Here is an 18,743-nt window from a genome sequence, read left to right as displayed (position 1 = left end):
GGGTAGGGGGATGAGTGATCAACCAGATCGTGATGCCGCCGGCGCCCTGATCGTCGGTCTTCCCGGGACGACCGCCACCGACGAGCTGCGCCGCGCCGTCGCCGGCGGACTCGGCGGGGTCATCCTGTTCACCCGGAACGTCGTCGACGCCGACCAGGTCACCGCGCTGACCGCGTCGCTGCGGGCCGAGCGGCCCGATCTGATCATCGCGATCGACCACGAGGGTGGCGAGTTCAGCCATCTCGCGCCGGCGAACCGGTGGCCGCTGGCCTCGCCGCGGCTGCTCGGCGATCTGGACGACGTCGACCTGACCCGCGCGTCCGCCCGGGACGCCGCCGCGACGCTCGCGAGTCTCGGCATCGACCTGATGCTCGCGCCGTCGGTCGACGTGAACAGCAACCCGGCCAACCCGGTGATCTCGACCCGCTCGTTCGGCGCCACCGCCGAACTCGTCTCCCGCCACGGCGTCGCGTTCGTCGAAGGCGTGCACGAGGCCGGCATCGCCGCCTGCCCGAAGCACTTCCCCGGCCACGGCGACGTCGCCGTCGACTCCCACGTCGGCCTGCCCCGGGTCGACCGCTCGATCGAGGAGGTCTCGGCGGTCGAGCTCGCACCGTTCCGGGCGACGATCGCCGCCGGCGCCGACGTGGTGATGAGCGCTCACATCGTGTTCTCGGCGTACGACGATCAGCCGGCCACCCTCTCGCATCGCCTGCTGACCGGGCTGCTCCGCGAAGAACTCGGCTTCACCGGTGTGATCACCACGGACGCCCTGGAGATGCAGGCGATCACCAGGACCCGTTCGATCGAGGACGCGGCGGTCGCCTCGATCGGGGCCGGGGCCGACCTCGCCATGATCGCGGTCGGATCCGCCGATCCGCAGGCGCTGATCGCCCGCGTGGTCGATGCCGTCGGCAACGGTACGCTCGCCGCCGAGCGGGTCGCCGACGCCGCCACCCGGGTCCGCGCGCTCGCCGCCACGCTCGCCCGGCGCACCCGTCAGCCCGGTCTCGACGGTGCACCGATCCGCGAGGTCGCCGCCCGTGTCGTGGCCGGCCAGACGTTTCCGGCCCTGGGCGCGTCGACGTACGTGATCGATCTGACCCAAGGCCTGCACCCGGCCTGGAACCCTTATTTCAGTGGGCTTCCGGAGATCTTCGCCCGGGTCGCGCCCGGCTCGGACGGCGTGGTCCTGCGCGGCGAGCATCGCCTCACGGATACCCATTCACCGGCCGGCAACGCGATCGCGGAGGCGGCGAAGGCAGCCACCGGCCGGCCGTTGGTGATCGCGGTGCAGGACGCCGTGCGTACGCCGTGGATGCGCGAGGCACTCACGCACTTGCTGCAGGGCCGCGGCGGCGACACCTTCGTGCTCTGCACTGGGATCCCCGAGGACCGGGCACTCGTTCCGGACGGTGGTCCCACGGCCACCACGTCGGGTCGCAACGTGATCGTGCTGGAGGCGGTCGCGAAGGCGCTCACTCGCGACGACAGCTGAGCTGCAGGTCCAGGGCCTGGTGCTCGACGTAGTTGAGGGCGTGGCGGACCGCGCCGACCGAGACGATCGCCTCGCCGAGAGACGAAACGGCGACGCGCGGCGGCGTACTGGTGAAGCCGGCCAGGTGCTTCTCGATGTCCGGGAGGAGCGCCTGGGCCGCCTCGGCGACCGCGCCGCCGAGGACGACCAGTTCGGGATTGAACAGGATGCCGAGCGTCGCCACCACCCGGGCGGTCCGCGCGGCCACGTGCTGAAGGATGCCTAGGGCAACCGCATCGCCGGCCTCGGCGGCGGCGAACACCAGCTCCGCGGTGACCGGCCGGTCCCCGGCGAGCTCGCGCAGAGCGGTCCCGACGGACGGGTCGGCGACCGCCGCGGCGCCCTGTTCGCGGGCGATCCGGGCGATGCCGTGGGTGTCGCCGACGCCCTCGACGAGCTTGAGGTAGACCATCTCGCCGGCTCCGCCGCGACTACCGTGCAGCAGCCGGCCGGAGTCCATCAGCCCGGACCCGAACCGCTCACCGGCCAGCAGTACGGCGAGATCGCCGACATTCCGCCCGACGCCGAGCCAGTGCTCGCCGAGCGCGGCCAGGTTGGCGTCGTTCTCCAGCAGGACCGGCCAGCCGTGCAGGTCGGTCAGCCGCTTGGCCAACCCTGCGTCGAAACGCCGCCAGAACTCGTCGTCGACCAGGATGTTCCCGTCCCGGTCGACCGGCGCCGCGACCCCGACACCGGCCGCGAGCACCTGGTCATTGGCGATCTCCGCGCCGGCGAGCGCCTCGACGATCGTCTCGTGCACGATCTCGGTCCGCTCACCGGGACTCTGCGCTCCGGCCACCGACCGCCCGGCCTTGGCGATCGTCTCGCCGCGGAGATCGCTGACCAGGACCGTGGTCCTGGCCGCGCCGATGTCGATGCCGAGCACGTAGCCCGCGCGGCTGTTGAACTCGAACCGCCGCGACGGCCGGCCCACGGCGGCGTCGTTGCGGCCCGGATCGTGCTCGACCACCCAGCCCATCGAGATCAGGTCGTTGCAGACCGCGTGCACGGTCGCCCGGGTCAGGCCGGTCGCCTCGATCAGGCCGGTCCCGGTCATCACCCGGGCGCGGGTCAGCACGCCGAGCACCTTCCCCGCGTTCACCCGGCGCAGCATCGGCGGCGTGGCCGTGGGCGGTGTAGCCGGTGGTTTCGCCATGAAAAAGAAGCCCCTTGACCTGATCGTGAGTCCGCGCGCAGAATACTGCAGAATCTAAATTTAGAGCCTATATAAACAACCGCGCAAGACTGACACTCGAGTGAGGCGAACGTGACCAGTCCGCAGACGACCGACCCCGACTGGTGGCGGCAGGCCGTCGTCTACCAGATCTACCCGCGCAGCTTCGCCGACTCCAACGGCGACGGCGTCGGTGACCTGCCGGGCATCATCAGCCGCGTGCCGTACATGGTCGAGCTCGGCATCGACGCCGTCTGGCTGAGCCCCTTCTACCCGTCCGCCCTGGCCGACGGCGGGTACGACGTCGACGACTACCGCAACGTGGACCCGCGGCTCGGCACCCTGGCGGACTTCGACCATCTGGTCGAGGCGCTGCATGCCGCGAACATCAAGCTGATCGTCGACATCGTCCCGAACCACACCTCCGACCGGCACGAGTGGTTCACCGAGGCGCTCGCGGCCGCCAAGGGCACGCCCGCCCGGGAGCGGTACATCTTCCGCGACGGCGAGGGCGACCAGCCGCCGTCGGACTGGGACTCGGTGTTCGGTGGATCCGCCTGGGCGCAGACCGACGACGGGCAGTGGTACCTGCACCTGTTCGCGGCCGAGCAGCCCGACCTGAACTGGGCGCACCCGGAGGTCCGGGCGGACTTCCTGCAGACCCTGCGGTTCTGGTCGGACCGCGGTGTCGACGGCTTCCGCGTCGACGTCGCGCACGCGCTGGTGAAGGACCTGACCGAGCCGTTCCCGTCGAAGACGACGTTCCCCCGGCAGTCGGAGTCGAACGGCAAGCACCCGCTGTGGGACCAGGACGGCGTCCACGAGATCTACCGCGACTGGCGGAACGTGCTGAACGAGTACGACCCGCCCCGATCGGCCGTCGCCGAGGCGTTCGTGCCGGCGGCCCGCCGGGCCCGGTACGCGAGTGCGGACGGGCTCGGGCAGGCCTTCAACTTCGACCTGCTCCAGGCTGACTGGGAGTACGAGAAGTTCCGTCGGGTGATCGAGGCGAACCTCGCGCTGGCCGAGCAGAACGGATCGTCCTCGACCTGGGTGTTCTCGAACCACGACGTGGTCCGGCACGCGACCCGGTACGGCCTGCCGAAGAACCCGAAGGGCGGCTGGCAGGACGGCAAGGACTGGCTGCTGAGCGACGGAACCGACCCGACGAACGACGTCGCGCTCGGACTGCGCCGGGCCCGGGCCGCGGTCCTGCTGATGCTGGCGTTGCCGGGATCGGCGTACCTGTACCAAGGCGAGGAGCTCGGTCTGCAGGAGGTCGGCGAACTGCCGGCGGCGAATCTGCAGGACCCGGCGTACTTCCGCTCCAAGGGCGCCGAGAAGGGCCGCGACGGGTGCCGGGTGCCGATCCCGTGGACCATCGGTGGACTGTCCTTCGGCTTCGGCTCCGGTGGCTCGCACCTGGTGCAGCCGAAGTGGTTCGGTGCGTACTCCGTCGAGGCGCAGGTGGGCGATCCGGACTCGACGCTGAGCCTGTACCGCAAGGCTCTCGCCGTACGCCGGGGTCTTCAGGCCAGCAACTCACTGAGCTGGGTCGACGGCACCGACTGGGTCCTGCACTTCACCCGGCCCGGCGGCTGGCAGTCCGTCACGAACTTCGGCGCCGCGCCGGTCGAACTGCCCGACGCCGCGGTGGTCCTGTCGAGCGGTCCGCTGGAGGGCGACAAGCTCCCGAGTGACACCACTGCCTGGCTGATCTGATGCGGCAGGATGGGGGTCGTGACCCCCACGCTTGCTGATGTGATCGCCGTTCTCGACCGGCTCTACAACCCTGCCTGGGCGGAGTCCTGGGATGCGGTCGGGCTGGTCACCGGCGATCCGGAGCAGCAGGTACGACGGATCCTGTTCGCCGTCGACCCGATGCGGACCGTGGTGGACGAGGCGATCGAGGGCGACTTCGATCTCCTCGTCACCCACCACCCGCTCCTGCTGCGCGGGGTCAACAGCGTGGCCGCGACGACCCCGAAGGGCCGGGTCGTGCACGACCTGATCCGGAGCAACACCGCGCTGCATGTCTGCCACACCAACGCCGACAACGCGAACCCGGGCGTGAGCGACGCGCTCGCCGCGGCCCTCGGCCTGCGGGACACCCGGCCGCTCAAGGCGATGCCGTCCGAGCCGATGGACAAGCTCGTGGTGTTCGTGCCGGTCGACGAGACGCAGGCGATGATCGACGCGCTGGCGAAGGCCGGCGCCGGACAGATCGGCGACTACGACCGGGCCGCCTGGAGCGGCGTCGGCGAAGGCACCTTCCGGCCACTCGAGGGCGCGAACCCGGCGCTCGGTCAGGTCGGGGACATCGAGGTCGTACCGGAGAAGCGCCTGGAGATGATCCTGCCGCGCCGCAAGCGCCGAGGTGTCGTCGAGGCGCTGATCACCGCGCACTCCTACGAAGAGCCGGCCTTCGACCTCTACGAGCTGGTGCAGTTGCCGAGTGAGCGGGGCGGCGGCCGGATCGGCGTACTCCCGGAGCCGCTGCCGCTGAAGGACTTCGCACAACTGGTCGCCGACAGCTTGCCGCGGACGGAGCAGGGCGTCCGGGTATCCGGGGATCCGGAGCGGACGATCGAGACCGTCGCCGTGGTCGGGGGAGCGGGGGACTCGGAGTTCGAGCGAGTCCGTGCCGCCGGTGTCGACGCGTACCTCACCGCCGACCTCCGCCATCACCCCGCGACCGAGGCCCGGGCGTACGACGAGGGCCCGGCGCTGATCGATGTCGCGCATTGGGCCAGTGAATGGCCGTGGCTGCGGGACGCCGAGCGCCTCCTGGTCGAAAGCTTGGCAGCGCAAGGCAGTACCGTGGACACTCACATCTCGACGCTCCGCACGGATGCGTGGAACCTGCGGCTCTGATTCCGCGGCACAGACAACTGAACGAGTGGAGGTCGTGTCTGGTGGTTCAACGCCTACTGCGCGGCACCCGGCACGGCACCTCGCTGCACTGGAGCAAAGGCCACGATGCTCCGCATCGAGACCTTCGCTCCAGCACACCGATGCACCGCACCGAGCACCTGCTCGCTACGGCGTTGAACCACCAGACACGACCTAAGGAGCCGATCCTGAACGCCGAGCCCGCCGTCCAACGCCGGTTGCTGGACCTGCAGGATGTCGACCTGCAGCTGGATCAGGTCGCGCACAAGCGCAAATCGCTGCCCGAGCACCAGGCCCTGACCGAACTGGTCGCCGAGAAGACCGTCGTGGATCACGACCTGGTCACCGCCGACACCGAGGTCAGCGACCTGCAGCGGGAGCAGAAGAAGGCCGACACCGACGTCGAGCAGGTTCGGCAGCGGAAGGCGCGCAACCAGCAGCGGATCGACTCCGGTCAGATCAGCTCGCCGAAGGATCTGGAGAACCTGCAGCACGAAATCGGGTCGCTGGACCGGCGGATCTCCGACCTGGAGGACGCCGAGCTCGAGGTGATGGAGAAGCTGGAGGCCGCCGAGGCGGTCCAGGCCGACCTGCGCACCCGCGCCGAGGCGTTCGCCGGCCGGCAGACCGAGCTGGAGACCACCCGCGACGCCGCGCTGAAGGAGCTGGACGAGCAGCGCGCCGAGCTCGGGGACAAGCGCGCCACGATCGCCGCCGAGCTCCCGGACGCCCTCGTCACGCAGTACCAGCGGCTGCGCGAGCACAACGGCGGCATCGGCGCCGCTCCGCTGGTCGGCAAGCGCTGCATGGGCTGCCGGATGGAGCTCGCGCCGTCCGACCTGAACCGGATCAAGGCGGCCGCGCCGGACGCCGTACTGCGCTGTGAGGAGTGCGGACGGATCCTGGTGCGGACGTCGGAGAGCGCGGTATGACCGATCTGAGTCATGTCATCGTCGAGGCTGACGGTGGCTCGCGCGGGAACCCGGGACCGGCGGCGTACGGCGCTCTCGTTCGCGACCCCGCGACCGGCGAGGTGATCGCGCAGGAGGGGAAGACACTCGGGATCGCGACCAACAACGTCGCCGAGTACTCCGGTCTGATCGCGGGACTCGAACTGGCCGCGGAGTACGCGCCGAACGCCTCGATCGAGGTGCGGATGGACTCCAAGCTGGTCATCGAGCAGATGGCCGGCCGATGGAAGATCAAGCACCCGGACCTGCAGCCGCTCGCGATCAAAGCGCAGAGCCTGGCGCCGTTCGGGACCGAGTGGACCTGGGTGCCGCGGGCGCAGAACGCCGCGGCCGACGCACTCGCGAATATGGCGCTCGACGGCGTGCCGATCCCGCTGAAGCCGGAGGCCCCCGGACCGGGACCGGCGGTGACCCAGGAGCCGTCGGACCTGCAGAAGGCGTTGCAGGGCTGGGGTGCGCAGGCCGAGCCGCCGACCCAGCTGATCTTCCTGCGGCACGGCGAGACGCCGCACACCGCCGAGAAGCGGTTCTCGGGGTCCGGCGGTGACGACCCCGGGCTGAGTGAGACCGGCCGGTTGCAGGCCGCGGCGGCCGCGGAGTACCTGTCCCGGATCGGTGGCGTCGACGCGCTCGTGGTGTCGCCGATGCGGCGGACCCGGGAGACGGCGGCCGTGGCGGCCGAGCGGCTCGGGCTCGACGCGGTCGTGGACGACGGCTGGCGTGAGGTCTCGTTCGGCGACTGGGACGGGCACACGTTCGCCGAGATCCAGCAGAAGTGGCCGGACGCCATGAACGCGTGGCTGGAGTCGACCGCGGTCGCGCCGCCCGGCGGCGAGTCGTTCGACAGCTGCGCGCGGCGGGCCCGGTCCGCCCGGGACGCGATCCTGGCCAGGTATCCGGGCAAGACCGTGGTCGTGGTCACCCATGTCACGCCGATCAAGCTGATGGTCCGGTCGGTGCTGCAGGCCCCGATGTCCTCGTTGTTCCGGATGGAGTTGCGCCCGGCAACGCTGACCGAGATCCACTGGTACGCCGACGGCCTCGCGTCACTCCGCTCCTTCAATGTGCAACCCTCGCTAGTCTGACCTCAGCACAACGCTGAGAAGGACGGAGAGCTCACGTGCCGCTGCAGAGGGTGCATTTCGCCGAGGACGTTCCCGAGGTGTTCCACGCGTCGTTGCAGGACATCCGGCGTGAGCTCGAGGTGCCGGCGGAGTTCCCGGCCGAGGTGGTCGCGGCGGCGCTGCAGGCGGTGAAGAGTCCGCGGCTGCCGGAGCTCGACCGGACCGACATCGAGTTCGTGACCATCGATCCTCCGGACTCGATGGACCTCGACCAGGCGCTGCACATCGAGCGGACCGGCGACGGCTACACCGTGTACTACGCGATCGCCGACGTCGCCGCCTTCGTCCAGCCCGGTGACCCGATCGACGCCGAGGCGCGCCGCCGCGGCGAGACGCTCTACGCGCCGGACAAGCGGACCCCGCTGCACCCGCCGGAGCTGTCCGAGGGTGCGGCGTCGCTGTTGCCCGACCAGGTGCGTCCCGCCGTGCTGTGGACGATCACGGTCGACGCGTCCGGCGATGGCACTGGCGTGGTGTGCGAGCGAGCGCTGGTGAAGTCGCGGGCCAAGCTGAACTACGCGGGCGTGCAGAAGGACCTCGACGCCGGCAACGCGTCGGAATCCCTGCAGTTGCTCCGCGAGGTCGGCAAGCTCCGCGAGCAGCGTGAGCTCGACCGCGGCGGCGTCAACCTGCCCATCCCGGACCAGGAGGTCGTCACCTCGAACCACGGGTGGGGTCTGGAGTTCCGCGCGCCACTGCCGGTCGAGGGCTGGAATGCGCAGATCTCCTTGCTCACCGGGATGGCCGCCGCGGAGCTGATGATGAAGGGCCGGATCGGCATCCTGCGCACGCTGCCCGAGTCGCACGACGACCTGCGGCGCAAGCTGGGGAACACCGCCAAGGCCCTTGGGCTCGCCTGGCCGGACGAGACGTCGTACGCCGCGTTCATCCACGCGCTGGATCCGAAGGTGCCGGCGCATGCGGCGATGCTGGCGGCGTGCACGGTGCTGTTCCGCGGCGCCGGGTACACGGCGTTCTCGGGGAGTGTGCCGGCGAAACCCGAGCACGCCGCGATGAAGGCGGAGTACGCGCACGTCACCGCGCCGCTGCGGCGGCTGGTGGATCGGTGGACCGGCGAGATCTGCCTCGCGCTGTCCGCCAGCGCCGAGGTGCCGGCCTGGGTCCGCGAGTCGATGGACGAGATCCCGAAGGTGATGGACGAGGCCGACCGGCGGGCGCACGCCTACGAGCGCTCGATCGTCAGCATGGTCGAGGCCGGCCTGGTGGCCGAGAAGATCGGGTCCGAATTCGACGGCGTCATCACCGACGTCGACGAGCGTGAGAACACCCGCGGCATCGTCGCGCTGACCACGCTTGCCGTCGAGGGCCGCATCACCGGTACGGCGCCGTTGCCGCTCGGTCAGGCGGTTCGCGTCAAGCTCGTCGAGGCCGACATCGCCAAGCGCACGATCGCGTTCGAGCTAGTCCCGTAGGTAGTCCTCGACCGCCGCGGTCGTGCGATCCAGGTCGCCGGTCGCGAGCAGGTCGATCAGCGCGCCCCGCAGCATCGCGAGCACGCCGGTACGCCGTGCCTCGGCCGCAGCGGATCCTGGATCCGGCTGACTGGCCTTGAGTAGCTCGAGCCAGTCGTCGACGGTCGAGCGACCGAAATCCGCCCACGGGCCGTCCGGCGCGACCAGCGATCGCCCGTACGCCTCGACCCAGAACGTCATCAGCGGCCGCCGCTCCGGCGCCGCCAGCCAGGTCCACAGCTCCCGCGCGACCACGGTCAGCCCGGGGGGTTCGTCGTACCGCTCGTCGAGCCGGCGGAGCAGTTCGAGCTCGTCGACGCGAGCGCGGGCGAGCAGGGCGCGGATCAGGCCGTCCTTGCTGCCGAACAGGAACAGCAGCACCCGCGGGCTCGAGCCGATCGCGGTGGCGAGCGGACGCAGCGACAGGTCGGCCAGCCCGTGCGTGAGCGAGTAGGCGTACGCGCGCTCCAGCAGTTCCAGCTGGCGCGCGGAAGGGGTTGGCTTCGCGGTCGGCACGGGGCTAGTATCGCTCACTGAAACAGTCGTGTCAGTAGAACGGGCAGGGTGATGACGAAACTGATCAGGAAGCTGGGGACGCCGGGCGACCTCGGGTGGGTGGTGCAATCACACGCCGAGATCTACGGAGCCGAGTACGGGTGGGGTCCGTCGTACGAGGTGCTGATCGCGCAGATCGTCTCGGCGTACGCGTCCGAGCATGACGACGAGCGTGAGGCCGCCTGGATCGCCGAGGTGGACGGGAAGCGGGCCGGGAGCATCTTCTGCGTGCACGGTCCGGATGAGACGACGGCCCAGTTGCGGCTGCTCCTGGTGACGCCGGCCGCCCGCGGTCGCGGCCTCGGTGCGGAGTTGGTCGACACCTGTCTCGCATTCGCCCGCGCGGCCGGCTACAAGCGGATGGTCCTCTGGACCAACGATCCGTTGGTCGCGGCCCGGCATATCTACCTGTCCCGCGGGTTCCGCCTGACCGGCTCCGAACCCCACGAAATGTGGGGCCAGAGCCTGGTCGGGCAGACGTACGAGCTCGACCTCTGAGCTACTCGCCGTTCAGCGGCGGCGTGTCCGTGGTCAGCGAACGGAAGTGGATCGGGTCGGTGAACGGCGACGGCACGCGGTAGTGGCTCTGGATGACGGTGCTGGTCCCCGCCGCGTGGCCGACGGCGTACTCGTAGGCGTTACCGGTGTCCTTGTCGATCCCGACCAGCAGCGTGCCGTACTGACCGCAGCGGGCCGTGAGCAGTGTCTCGAAGCCCTGCCAGGTCGACGCGCGTACCTTCGTCACGACGGGTCGCATGGTCTTGGCCACCGGGATGCGGACTGTGTAGAGCGCGCCACCGCGGGTGTTCATCAGGAGCGTGTCGTAGCTGCTCGTCTCGCTGATCACCGTCATCGCCTTGACGGCGCCGAACCCGGGGGTGGTGCCCAGCGCGGTCCACGCCAGGCCGGTGCTGTTCGTGGACCAGCGGAACAGCGTGCCGTCGTTGCGGAGCGCGTACTCGTAGTGCCGCGTGCCGTTCGGCGACTTCGCGCTCTCGTACGCCACGAAGCGGTCCCAGCCGCCACCGATCCGGCTGAGCTTCACGTCGTACGGCGTCGGAGTCCCATCCTGCGGGAGCTTGTAGGTGAAGCGGTACAACGCTGATCCGATCACGAGGTTGCCGGAGGCGTTCATCGGCGGGACCGCGTCGGTGTCCACGAAGATCGGCCCGCTCATCCGGACCTGCGCCATCGGGAGGACCTTCTCGGCCAGCGTCTGGTCCAGGAACCGCCGCGGCGGCGACGTGGCGGACAAGCTCTGCAAGCGCTGGTTGCCGGCCGCGGTGAACGAGCCGACGTCGATCGAGCAACTGTTCGGGGCCGCGGCCTGCGCGGGGGTGTGGACCATCGCCGCGAGGACGACGGAAAGTACGGCGGCTGACAACGTCTTGACCATCAGCACTCCTGTCAGGTGGGTCGGTTACCCCACTCGATGCAGCCGACGGCCGGAAAGTTAGGTCGCGCAGGCGGGGGCGCCGGGAGCCGGAGTGTTGTAGAGGGCGTGGGACAGGAAGGTGGTGACGTAGCCGTTCTGCACGGTGAGGGCGTGGCGGGGACCGACACTGCCCAGCGGCAGGAACTTCCGCAGCGGGTACGCCAGGTAGTAGGCGCCGTAGTCGGTGAAGTTGAAGTGCCGGCTCCCGGGAATGGTCGCGCACCACGACGTACCGGTGCTTGCCTTGAGCAACGAGAGGGCGCGGTTGCGGTCCGCGTCGTTCTTGGCGTCCGGGCCGCACACGCTGGTGATGCACGAGTCGTCCGCGCCGAGCAGCATGATCGGCGCCCGTACGCCCTTGGTCACCACGTCACCGAACTGGCTGCCGTCCAGATCGACCGCCGCCGCACAGCGCGGGTCGAGCCGGCACGCCTCGAGTGACGCCGCGCCGCCGAACGAGTGGCCGACGTACGACGTGCCGAGACCTGTCTCGACGCTGGTCGGCAACTGCTTGGCCAGCATGCCGGCCGCGAAACGTGCGTCGGCGGCCCAGGTGCCGACGAGATGATCGCCGACGTTCTGCGCCTGCTCGCTGCTGTCGCCGAGGTTCGGCGGGTTGGCCGCCTTCTTGCTCCCGATCGGCTGCCCACCGAGCACGGTGAGGTTCGCGCTGTACGTCGGTGTCACGCCGGCGACCAGGTAGCCGTGACTGGCGAGATCCTCGGCGAGGCTCGCGTACATCGGCGCGGACAGACCCATGCCGGGCATCAGCACGACGACGGGGAAGCGGCCAGGCGCGATGGCGACGCGATCCAGGGCGCGATCCTCCAGCGTGACGAACGGTCCCTGGAACAACGACAGCGGCGCTTTCAGGTGTAGTCCGCTCCAGAGGTCCGGGGCGTACTCGACCTTGCGTCCGGTCGTGCCCTTGGCGACCGGGTACCAGAGCCAGACGGAGAGCTTCCGCGGACCGTCGGCGAACGGATCGCGGCGCGGTGTGTCGGTCCACTCGAACCCACGCCGCCCGACCTGGAAGTTCCCCGTCGGCTCGGGCAGCGATACCGGCTCAGACCGTTTCACCATGATCCAGCCGGCGTACCCGGCGCCCGCGAGCAGGGCGACGAGCACCAGGATCACGATCCCCGTGCGCATCCGCCGAAGTCCTCTGCGCGCCATACCCCAAGCGTCTCACCAGGGAGGTGTCGAAGTCGGGAGATTGGCTCCGACGTCCCCGGTATCAGTGCTGATCGATGGAGGAGTTGGGATGAACCTTCCGGATGTCGTGTCCCGGGACGAGTGGCTGGTCGCGCGTAAGGCGCTGCTCGCCGAGGAGAAGGAGTTCACCAAACGGCGGGACGCGTTGAACACGCGGCGTCGCGAACTGCCGATGGTCCTGGTGGACAAGCCGTATGTCTTCACCGGACCGGAGGGCTCGGTGAGTCTGGCGGACCTGTTCGAAGGCCGGCTGCAGTTGGTCGTCTACCACTTCATGTTCCAGCCCGAGTGGGACGCCGGCTGCCCGAACTGCACCGGCTTCGTGGACGAGATCGGGTCGCTGGAGTACCTCCACGGCACCAACACGACGTTCGCCCTGGTGTCTCGGGCGCCGTACGAGAAACTGGCCGCCTACCGGGCCGAGCGCGGCTGGAACTTCCCCTGGTACTCGTCGTCCGGCAGCGACTTCAACTACGACTACCACGTCACGCTGGACGAGTCGGTCCTGCCGTTCGAGTACAACTACCGAACCAAAGCCGAGTGGGACGTCCACCCCGCCAACGGTCACACCCAGACCCAACAGCCCTTCGACCTCCACGGCCTCAGCTGCTTCCTCCGCGTCGACGAAGCCATCCACCACACCTACTCCACCTACGGCCGCGGCCCCGACGCCATGACCTTCACCCCCACCGCCCTCGACCTCACCGCCCTCGGCCGCCAAGAACCCTGGGAAAAACCCACCGGCCGCATCCCCCAACCAACCCCCGAAGCCCACTGCCACTAGACCAACTGCCGCGACCACGGGTGTTGGAGGAACGGGTCGGTCTGTAAGCCGGATTCTGTGGTGGCGATCATCCATCTACGGTGGCCGTTGCCGGGCACCTCCAGCGGCCTACCCGCGAGCTCGGGCGGGCAGCCCTCGAACGCTCGCGCGGGCGGTGGTTGCCCACCGTCCTTCTTGGCCTTGCTCCACGTGGGGTTTACCGAGCCTCCGCAGTCACCTGCGGAGCTGGTGGTCTCTTACACCACCGTTTCACCCTCACCCGCACTCCCATGAACCACGGGGTTCATCGGAGCCGCTGGCGGTCTGTTCTCTGTGGCACTGTCCCGCGGGTTGCCCCGGGTGGGTGTTGCCCACCACGCTGCCCTGTGGAGTCCGGACTTTCCTCGGCGCCCGCTGTCGCGGACGACGCGATCGCCCGACCGACCCGTTCCCGCTCTCAGGATACGGCCTGCGCGGTCACAGCCGGCCAGCGGCCGTCGGCGCCCCGCTCATAGCGCCGTACGTCGACCACCGCGTCCAGGTTGAGCGGTCCGTAGATGTGCGGGAACAACTGGTCCCCCACCGGCTCTTCACACAAGGCGGACACCAGGCGCTCGGTGTCGATCACGAGCAGGCACAGCGGCTCAGTCACGTCGGCGTACACGAAGTTCGCCACCATGGCCACCTGCTCCGGCCGGGACGCGTGGATGAACGTCGCACCGTCGTCGAGGCTCTTCGCACGCGTCGACCACCGATAACAACCGGCATCCCGAGCCGCCTCCCACTGCTCCACGAACGCGATATGCAGAATCGTCGCCATCCCCAAAGGCTAGCGGCGGCCGCTGCCCAGGGCGCGGATACGGCATCAAGTGTCGGCCGAGCGTACGCGCGGCCTTGCGCAGTCGGCGTGAATGTCGGCATAAGCCCCAACGATCGGTTGAACGCTTGGATTAAGGTGCTCGGCATGGCCAAGGATGAGAGCGCTGAACCCACGTCCACCTCCGGTACGGCGGAGCCGCCGAAGAAGCCGGTGGACGACCTGGTGACGACGCAGCACTCGCTGACGATCGACGGGCGCGAACTGAAGTACACCGCGAGTACCGGGCGGATCGTGCTGCGGCAGGAGGTGCTCACCGACGGCAAGTTCGACGGGCATCAGCCGAAGGCCGAGGTGTTCCTGACCGCCTACACGCTGGACGACGCGGACGCCGCCGACCGGCCGGTGACGTTCGCGTTCAACGGTGGACCGGGCTCGTCGAGCATCTGGTTGCATCTCGGCCTGCTCGGTCCGCGCCGGGTCGTGTCGGGTGATGCGGGTCAGCTCGCGCCACCGCCGTACGGGCTGGTCGACAACGCCGAGACACTGCTGCGGCACAGCGACCTGGTCTTCATCGACCCGGTGTCGACCGGATACTCGCGGGCGGTCGAAGGGGAGAAGCCGGGGGAGTACCACGGGTTCACCCGCGACCTGGAGTCGGTCGGCGAGGTGATCCGCCTGTGGACCTCGCGCAACGGGCGGTGGATGTCGCCGAAGTTCCTGGCCGGCGAGTCGTACGGTACGACGCGCGCCGCCGGGCTGGCGTCGCACCTGCAGCAGCGGTACGGCATGTACCTGAACGGGGTGATGCTGATCTCCGCGGTGCTCGAGTTCGGCACCCTCGACTTCACACCGGGCAACGATCTGCCGTACACGCTGTTCCTGCCGTCGTACGCCGCGATCGCGCACTACCACGGTCTCATCCCGGACCGTTCTCTGGATGAAGTGCTCGCCGACGCCGAGCGGTTCGCGGCCGGGCGGTATCCGAATGCGCTTGCCCAGGGCAATCGGATCCCGGCCGACTACCGGGCCGAGGTGGTCACCCGGCTGGCCGCGCTGACCGGGCTGAGCGAGGACTACATCGATCGGGTCAACCTGCGGATCGAGCACATGCGCTTCTTCGCCGAGCTGTTGCGGTCACGCCGCCAGGTGGTCGGCCGGCTGGACGGCCGCTTCGTCGGTTGGGACGCGGACTCCGGTGGTGAGAAGCAGGGCAACGACCCGTCGTTCGCCGCGATCATCGGGCCGTACACGGCGGCGCTGAACCACTACGTGCGGATGGAGCTCGGCTACCAGAACGACCTGCCCTACGAGATCCTCAACTTCGAGGCCGCGAAGAACTGGTCGTTCAAGGAGTTCGAGGGCCAGCAGATCACCGTCGCCGAGAAGCTCGCGGAAGCGATGCGCGCCAACCCGCATCTGAAGCTCCACGTCGCATCGGGTCACTACGACGGCGCCACGCCGTACTTCGCGACCGAGAACACCCTGGCCCGCCTGCAGCTCCCCGCCGAACTGGTCGCGAACATCGAAACGAAGTACTACGCGGCCGGCCACATGATGTACGTCCACGACGAGTCCCGCACCCAGCAATCCGAAGACCTGGCCGCCTTCATCCAGTCAGCCTCCAACCGCTGACCTACCGCGCGCTGGGGTCCAGGACGTGTGAGTACTGCGTGATTGTCACGGCAGTGTGAGGACCTCGGCGCCGGTGTCGGTGACCACCAGGGTGTGTTCGAACTGGGCGGTGCGGGACTTGTCCTTGGTGGTGGCGGTCCAGCCGTCGTCCCACAGGTCGTAGTCGTACGTGCCCAGGGTGAGCATCGGCTCGATGGTGAACGTCATGCCGGGCTCGATCACGTCGTCGAAGCGCTCGTCGTCGTAGTGCGGGATGATCAGGCCGGAGTGGAACGACGTCGCGATGCCGTGGCCGGTGAAGTCGCGGACGACGCCGTACCCGAAGCGCTTGGCGTAGGACTCGATCACGCGCCCGATGATGCTGACCTGGCGTCCGGGCTTGACCGCCTTGATGCCGCGGTTCAGCGCCTCCTGCGTACGCTCGACCAGCAGCCGGCTCTCCTCGTCCACATCGCCGACCAGGAACGTCGCGTTCGTGTCGCCGTGCACGCCGTCCAGGAACGCCGTGATGTCGACGTTGACGATGTCGCCGTCCTCGAGCTGGCGGTCGTCGGGGATGCCGTGGCAGATCACCTCGTTCACCGAGGTGCACAGCGACTTCGGGTAGCCGCGGTAGCCGAGGGTCGACGGGTACGCGCCGCGCTCGATCAGGTACTCGTGGCCGACCCTGTCGAGCTCGTCGGTGGTGACGCCCGGCTTCGCCGCCGCACCGACCGCCTGCAGCGCTTGCGCGGCCAGCTTGCTCGCGACCCGCATCCTGTCCACCACCTCGGGCGCCGTGACGTACGAACCGTCGTACGGCGTTGGGGCCGGCTTGCCGACGTATTCGGGGCGCGGGATGGAGGCGGGTACTTCGCGGCGCGGCGAGATGATGCCGGGAGTGAGAGTCGACATGGTGAGATCATTCTAGTGAGCTGCGACAAGACTCCCAGGAGGTGGTCATCCAGATGAGCGACGATCACAGCAACGAGTGGTACTACAACACCAAGACCGGCAAGGTCGAGCCGTACTCGGGGGCGAAGTCGGGCGACCGGCTCGGCCCGTACAGCTCCCCGGAAGAAGCCGCGCGGGCACTGGAGAAGGTCGAAGAACGCAACGAGGCCTGGGACAACGACCCCAAGTGGAACGACGACTGAAGATGCATCACACCACATCCCGCTGCGCGGGATGGTTGGGGTGGTGGAACGACGACTGACAGAGCAGCACGCCACACCCGGCTGCGCGGCATGGTTGTGGTTGGTTATGCAGCAAGGGGCACCACCGATGGCCGGTGGTGCCCCTTGGTGTTTGGTGTCAGTTGACGTCGCGCGGACGTCCGCTTCAGCGGGTGACCCGCCGGGCCGGGGCCTTGCGGGCCGGGGCCTTCTTCGCGGCGGCCTTCCGCACCGGCGCCTTCTTCGCCGCGACCTTGCGCGCGGGCGCCTTCTTGGCGGCGGTCTTCCTGACCGGGGCCTTCTTCGCCGCGACCTTCTTGGCCGGGGCCTTCTTCGCGACCGTCTTCTTCGCGGGCGCCTTCTTGGCCACCGTCCGCTTCGCCGTCGTCGTCTTCTTGGCGGTGGTCTTCTTCGCAGGCGCCTTCTTCGCGACGGTCTTGCGGGCCGGAGCCTTCTTGGCCGGGGCCTTCTTCGCGACAGTCTTCTTCGCGGTGGCCTTCTTGGCCGGGGCCTTCTTCGCCACCGTCTTCCTGGCGGCGGTCGTCTTTGCCGCACTCACCTTCTTCGTCACTGTCTTCTTCGCTGCGCTGACCTTGCGCGTGGACGTCGTCCTCGCTGCAGTGGTCTTCTTCGCGACAGTCTTCTTGGCGGGAGAAGCCTTTTTGGCTGTCGCCTTCCCTGCGGCTGCCTTCTTGGCTGGCACTCTGCCTCCTTGGTGCGGCTGAGGAAAACCACGGTGGATTCCTCGTCGTCATGATGATGACAACACTTGGTGCCTACGTAAAGCACCCGAAACGTCCGCAGGTTAAGGCGTGTGAGCCGCAAAGCGGTGCGCAAATGCCGAAAATCCTTGTGCAGAAGGGATTCCGTCGCGGTCCGAGCATGCCTGAGGTGCTCAAGAATTTCTTGGCGACACGCGCACAAACTGCGTGCCGAACGGTGCAATCGGCGAGTGTTGTCGTCGGCAACGTCCTGCGAACGTGAGGTGGTACAGACCGATGCGGAGTGCTCGAGACGACCTCGAAGACACCGTCACACTGCCCGTCGACGTGACGCGCGTGGTGAGTATCGTGCCGTCGTTGACCGAGTCGATCGCGGTCACGCACGCGTCGCTGATCGTTGGTGCGACCGACTACTGCACCCATCCCGCGCACCTCGACGTACCGCGTGTTCGCGGCACCAAGAATCCCGATCTCGAACGCATCCGCGAGCTCGCACCCGACGTCGTACTCGCGAACGCCGAAGAGAATCGCGCTGTCGATCTCGACGCGTTGCGCGCGAGTGGAATCGCGGTCTGGGTGACTGCACCGACAACGGTCGCCGAATCACTCGACTCACTCGACCGCATGCTGTCCGCGATCATCGGCGAGGTGCCGGCCTGGCTACGTGATGCGCGGACGGTGTGGAGTTCGCCGTACGACGGAATGCGCCGAACGGCCGTGATACCGATCTGGCGGCGGCCGTGGATGGCGTTGGGACGGGACACGTTCGCGGGTGATCTGTTGTCCCGGATCGGCGTCGACAACGCGCTGCGAGATGCCGGTGAACGTTATCCGCGGATCGACCCGGACGTGTTAACCGACTACGACATCGTGGTGTTGCCGGATGAGCCTTATGCCTTTTCACCGACCGATGGACCGGAGGCATTCACGCGGCCCGCGAAGTGTGTGTCCGGGCGCCATCTCACCTGGTACGGGCCGTCGCTGGTCGAGGCGCGGTCGCTGCTCAGCGCCCAGCTGCGGTGACGTGCGCCACGATCGCTGCTGTCTCAGCTAGACGGTTAGGTATGCCTCACCTACACTCGCTGCGTGCCGTCGATGACCGCGAAGAAGAAGTGCTGCAAGGACAAGCCGAGGTGCAAGAAGTGCCCGGTCGTCCTGACGCGGCTGGCCAAGGCCGGCTGCGCCGAGCGCCTCGATCGCGTGCACTACGACGTCGACAAGAAGATCCCGAAGAAGGTGCTGAAACAAGCCCGGCAGCGTTGATCGGGAGAGGGCTG

General features: G+C 68.7%; 19 protein-coding genes and 1 other RNA gene. 12 read left to right on the top strand and 8 right to left on the bottom strand.

What is annotated here, in order from left to right:
• Window positions 1–10: 10 nt before the first annotated feature.
• Window positions 11–1,498, top strand: a complete 1,488-nt coding sequence (nagZ, locus tag OG876_RS40870) for a beta-N-acetylhexosaminidase (protein ID WP_328522108.1) — start codon at window positions 11–13, stop codon at window positions 1,496–1,498.
• Here nagZ and OG876_RS40865 read toward each other — a convergent pair.
• Entirely contained in the window at window positions 1,479–2,693 is a 1,215-nt protein-coding gene (locus OG876_RS40865; protein WP_328522107.1) for an ROK family protein, read from the bottom strand. The genes nagZ and OG876_RS40865 overlap by 20 nt on opposite strands.
• Window positions 2,694–2,804: 111 nt before the next feature.
• On the opposite strand from OG876_RS40865, the gene OG876_RS40860 reads away from it, so the two are divergent.
• The 5 genes from OG876_RS40860 to OG876_RS40840 are packed head-to-tail and all read left to right on the top strand — an operon-like array spanning window position 2,805 to window position 9,131.
• The gene (locus tag OG876_RS40860) at window positions 2,805–4,433 is read left to right on the top strand and encodes a glycoside hydrolase family 13 protein (protein ID WP_328522106.1); all 1,629 of its coding nucleotides are present in this window, start codon (window positions 2,805–2,807) and stop codon (window positions 4,431–4,433) included.
• A gap of 18 nt (window positions 4,434–4,451) precedes the next feature.
• Window positions 4,452–5,585, top strand: coding sequence for a Nif3-like dinuclear metal center hexameric protein (locus OG876_RS40855; protein WP_328522105.1), 1,134 nt, complete (start codon window positions 4,452–4,454; stop codon window positions 5,583–5,585).
• Window positions 5,586–5,626: 41 nt separating this feature from the next.
• The gene (locus OG876_RS40850; protein ID WP_328522104.1) at window positions 5,627–6,535 is read left to right on the top strand and encodes a zinc ribbon domain-containing protein; all 909 of its coding nucleotides are present in this window, start codon (window positions 5,627–5,629) and stop codon (window positions 6,533–6,535) included.
• Complete coding sequence (locus tag OG876_RS40845) at window positions 6,532–7,659, top strand: bifunctional RNase H/acid phosphatase (protein WP_328522103.1); 1,128 nt, start codon at window positions 6,532–6,534, stop codon at window positions 7,657–7,659. Before OG876_RS40850 ends, OG876_RS40845 begins: the two co-directional genes overlap by 4 nt.
• Before the next feature lie 35 nt (window positions 7,660–7,694).
• Window positions 7,695–9,131, top strand: a complete 1,437-nt coding sequence (locus OG876_RS40840; RefSeq protein ID WP_328522102.1) for an RNB domain-containing ribonuclease — start codon at window positions 7,695–7,697, stop codon at window positions 9,129–9,131.
• Here OG876_RS40840 and OG876_RS40835 read toward each other — a convergent pair.
• Window positions 9,120–9,686, bottom strand: coding sequence for a TetR/AcrR family transcriptional regulator (locus OG876_RS40835; RefSeq protein ID WP_328522101.1), 567 nt, complete (start codon window positions 9,684–9,686; stop codon window positions 9,120–9,122). The two genes, OG876_RS40840 and OG876_RS40835, sit on opposite strands and share 12 nt — an antisense overlap.
• Before the next feature lie 51 nt (window positions 9,687–9,737).
• Between OG876_RS40835 and OG876_RS40830 the strand changes: the two genes are divergently transcribed.
• A complete protein-coding gene (locus OG876_RS40830; RefSeq protein WP_328522100.1) occupies window positions 9,738–10,223 on the top strand; it encodes a GNAT family N-acetyltransferase in 486 nt (161 codons plus the stop codon).
• 1 nt (window position 10,224) lies between these two features.
• Here OG876_RS40830 and OG876_RS40825 read toward each other — a convergent pair whose 3' ends face one another.
• Both OG876_RS40825 and OG876_RS40820 read right to left on the bottom strand, forming a co-directional pair.
• Complete coding sequence (locus OG876_RS40825) at window positions 10,225–11,121, bottom strand: hypothetical protein (RefSeq protein WP_328522099.1); 897 nt, start codon at window positions 11,119–11,121, stop codon at window positions 10,225–10,227.
• 57 nt (window positions 11,122–11,178) lie between these two features.
• The gene (locus OG876_RS40820) at window positions 11,179–12,312 is read right to left on the bottom strand and encodes an alpha/beta hydrolase family protein (protein WP_328522098.1); all 1,134 of its coding nucleotides are present in this window, start codon (window positions 12,310–12,312) and stop codon (window positions 11,179–11,181) included.
• 112 nt (window positions 12,313–12,424) lie between these two features.
• Between OG876_RS40820 and OG876_RS40815 the strand changes: the two genes are divergently transcribed.
• The gene (locus OG876_RS40815; RefSeq protein WP_328522097.1) at window positions 12,425–13,159 is read left to right on the top strand and encodes a DUF899 domain-containing protein; all 735 of its coding nucleotides are present in this window, start codon (window positions 12,425–12,427) and stop codon (window positions 13,157–13,159) included.
• A gap of 28 nt (window positions 13,160–13,187) precedes the next feature.
• On the opposite strand, the gene rnpB is transcribed toward OG876_RS40815, so the two are convergent.
• An RNA gene (gene rnpB, locus OG876_RS40810) (RNase P RNA component class A) lies at window positions 13,188–13,586 on the bottom strand.
• 9 nt (window positions 13,587–13,595) lie between these two features.
• Window positions 13,596–13,958 (bottom strand): DUF952 domain-containing protein, encoded by a 363-nt coding sequence (locus OG876_RS40805; RefSeq protein ID WP_328522096.1) that lies wholly within the window; start codon window positions 13,956–13,958, stop codon window positions 13,596–13,598.
• Between the two features lie 144 nt (window positions 13,959–14,102).
• On the opposite strand from OG876_RS40805, the gene OG876_RS40800 reads away from it, so the two are divergent.
• The gene (locus tag OG876_RS40800; protein WP_328522095.1) at window positions 14,103–15,590 is read left to right on the top strand and encodes a S10 family peptidase; all 1,488 of its coding nucleotides are present in this window, start codon (window positions 14,103–14,105) and stop codon (window positions 15,588–15,590) included.
• Between the two features lie 45 nt (window positions 15,591–15,635).
• On the opposite strand, the gene map is transcribed toward OG876_RS40800, so the two are convergent.
• Window positions 15,636–16,484 carry a type I methionyl aminopeptidase gene (map, locus tag OG876_RS40795; RefSeq protein WP_328522094.1) on the bottom strand — a complete coding sequence of 283 codons (849 nt, stop codon included), beginning with the start codon at window positions 16,482–16,484 and terminating at the stop codon, window positions 15,636–15,638.
• A gap of 53 nt (window positions 16,485–16,537) precedes the next feature.
• Between map and OG876_RS40790 the strand changes: the two genes are divergently transcribed.
• Window positions 16,538–16,726 carry a hypothetical protein gene (locus OG876_RS40790; protein ID WP_328522093.1) on the top strand — a complete coding sequence of 63 codons (189 nt, stop codon included), beginning with the start codon at window positions 16,538–16,540 and terminating at the stop codon, window positions 16,724–16,726.
• Between the two features lie 184 nt (window positions 16,727–16,910).
• Here the strand turns inward: OG876_RS40790 and OG876_RS40785 are convergent, their stop codons facing one another.
• The gene (locus OG876_RS40785) at window positions 16,911–17,447 is read right to left on the bottom strand and encodes a histone H1-like repetitive region-containing protein (RefSeq protein WP_328522092.1); all 537 of its coding nucleotides are present in this window, start codon (window positions 17,445–17,447) and stop codon (window positions 16,911–16,913) included.
• A 295-nt stretch (window positions 17,448–17,742) separates the two neighbouring features.
• Here OG876_RS40785 and OG876_RS40780 point away from each other — a divergent pair, with 295 nt between their 5' ends.
• Together OG876_RS40780 and OG876_RS40775 are read left to right on the top strand one after the other, a co-directional pair.
• A complete protein-coding gene (locus OG876_RS40780) occupies window positions 17,743–18,489 on the top strand; it encodes a helical backbone metal receptor (RefSeq protein WP_328522091.1) in 747 nt (248 codons plus the stop codon).
• A gap of 63 nt (window positions 18,490–18,552) precedes the next feature.
• Window positions 18,553–18,729 carry a hypothetical protein gene (locus OG876_RS40775; RefSeq protein WP_328527039.1) on the top strand — a complete coding sequence of 59 codons (177 nt, stop codon included), beginning with the start codon at window positions 18,553–18,555 and terminating at the stop codon, window positions 18,727–18,729.
• Window positions 18,730–18,743 lie beyond the last annotated feature (14 nt).

The sequence above is a fragment of the Kribbella sp. NBC_00359 genome, assembly GCF_036097425.1.
Lineage (GTDB): Bacteria > Actinomycetota > Actinomycetes > Propionibacteriales > Kribbellaceae > Kribbella.
The sequence above is the reverse complement of the archived record's forward strand: the minus strand, read 5'-3'. Positions and strand labels throughout refer to the sequence as shown.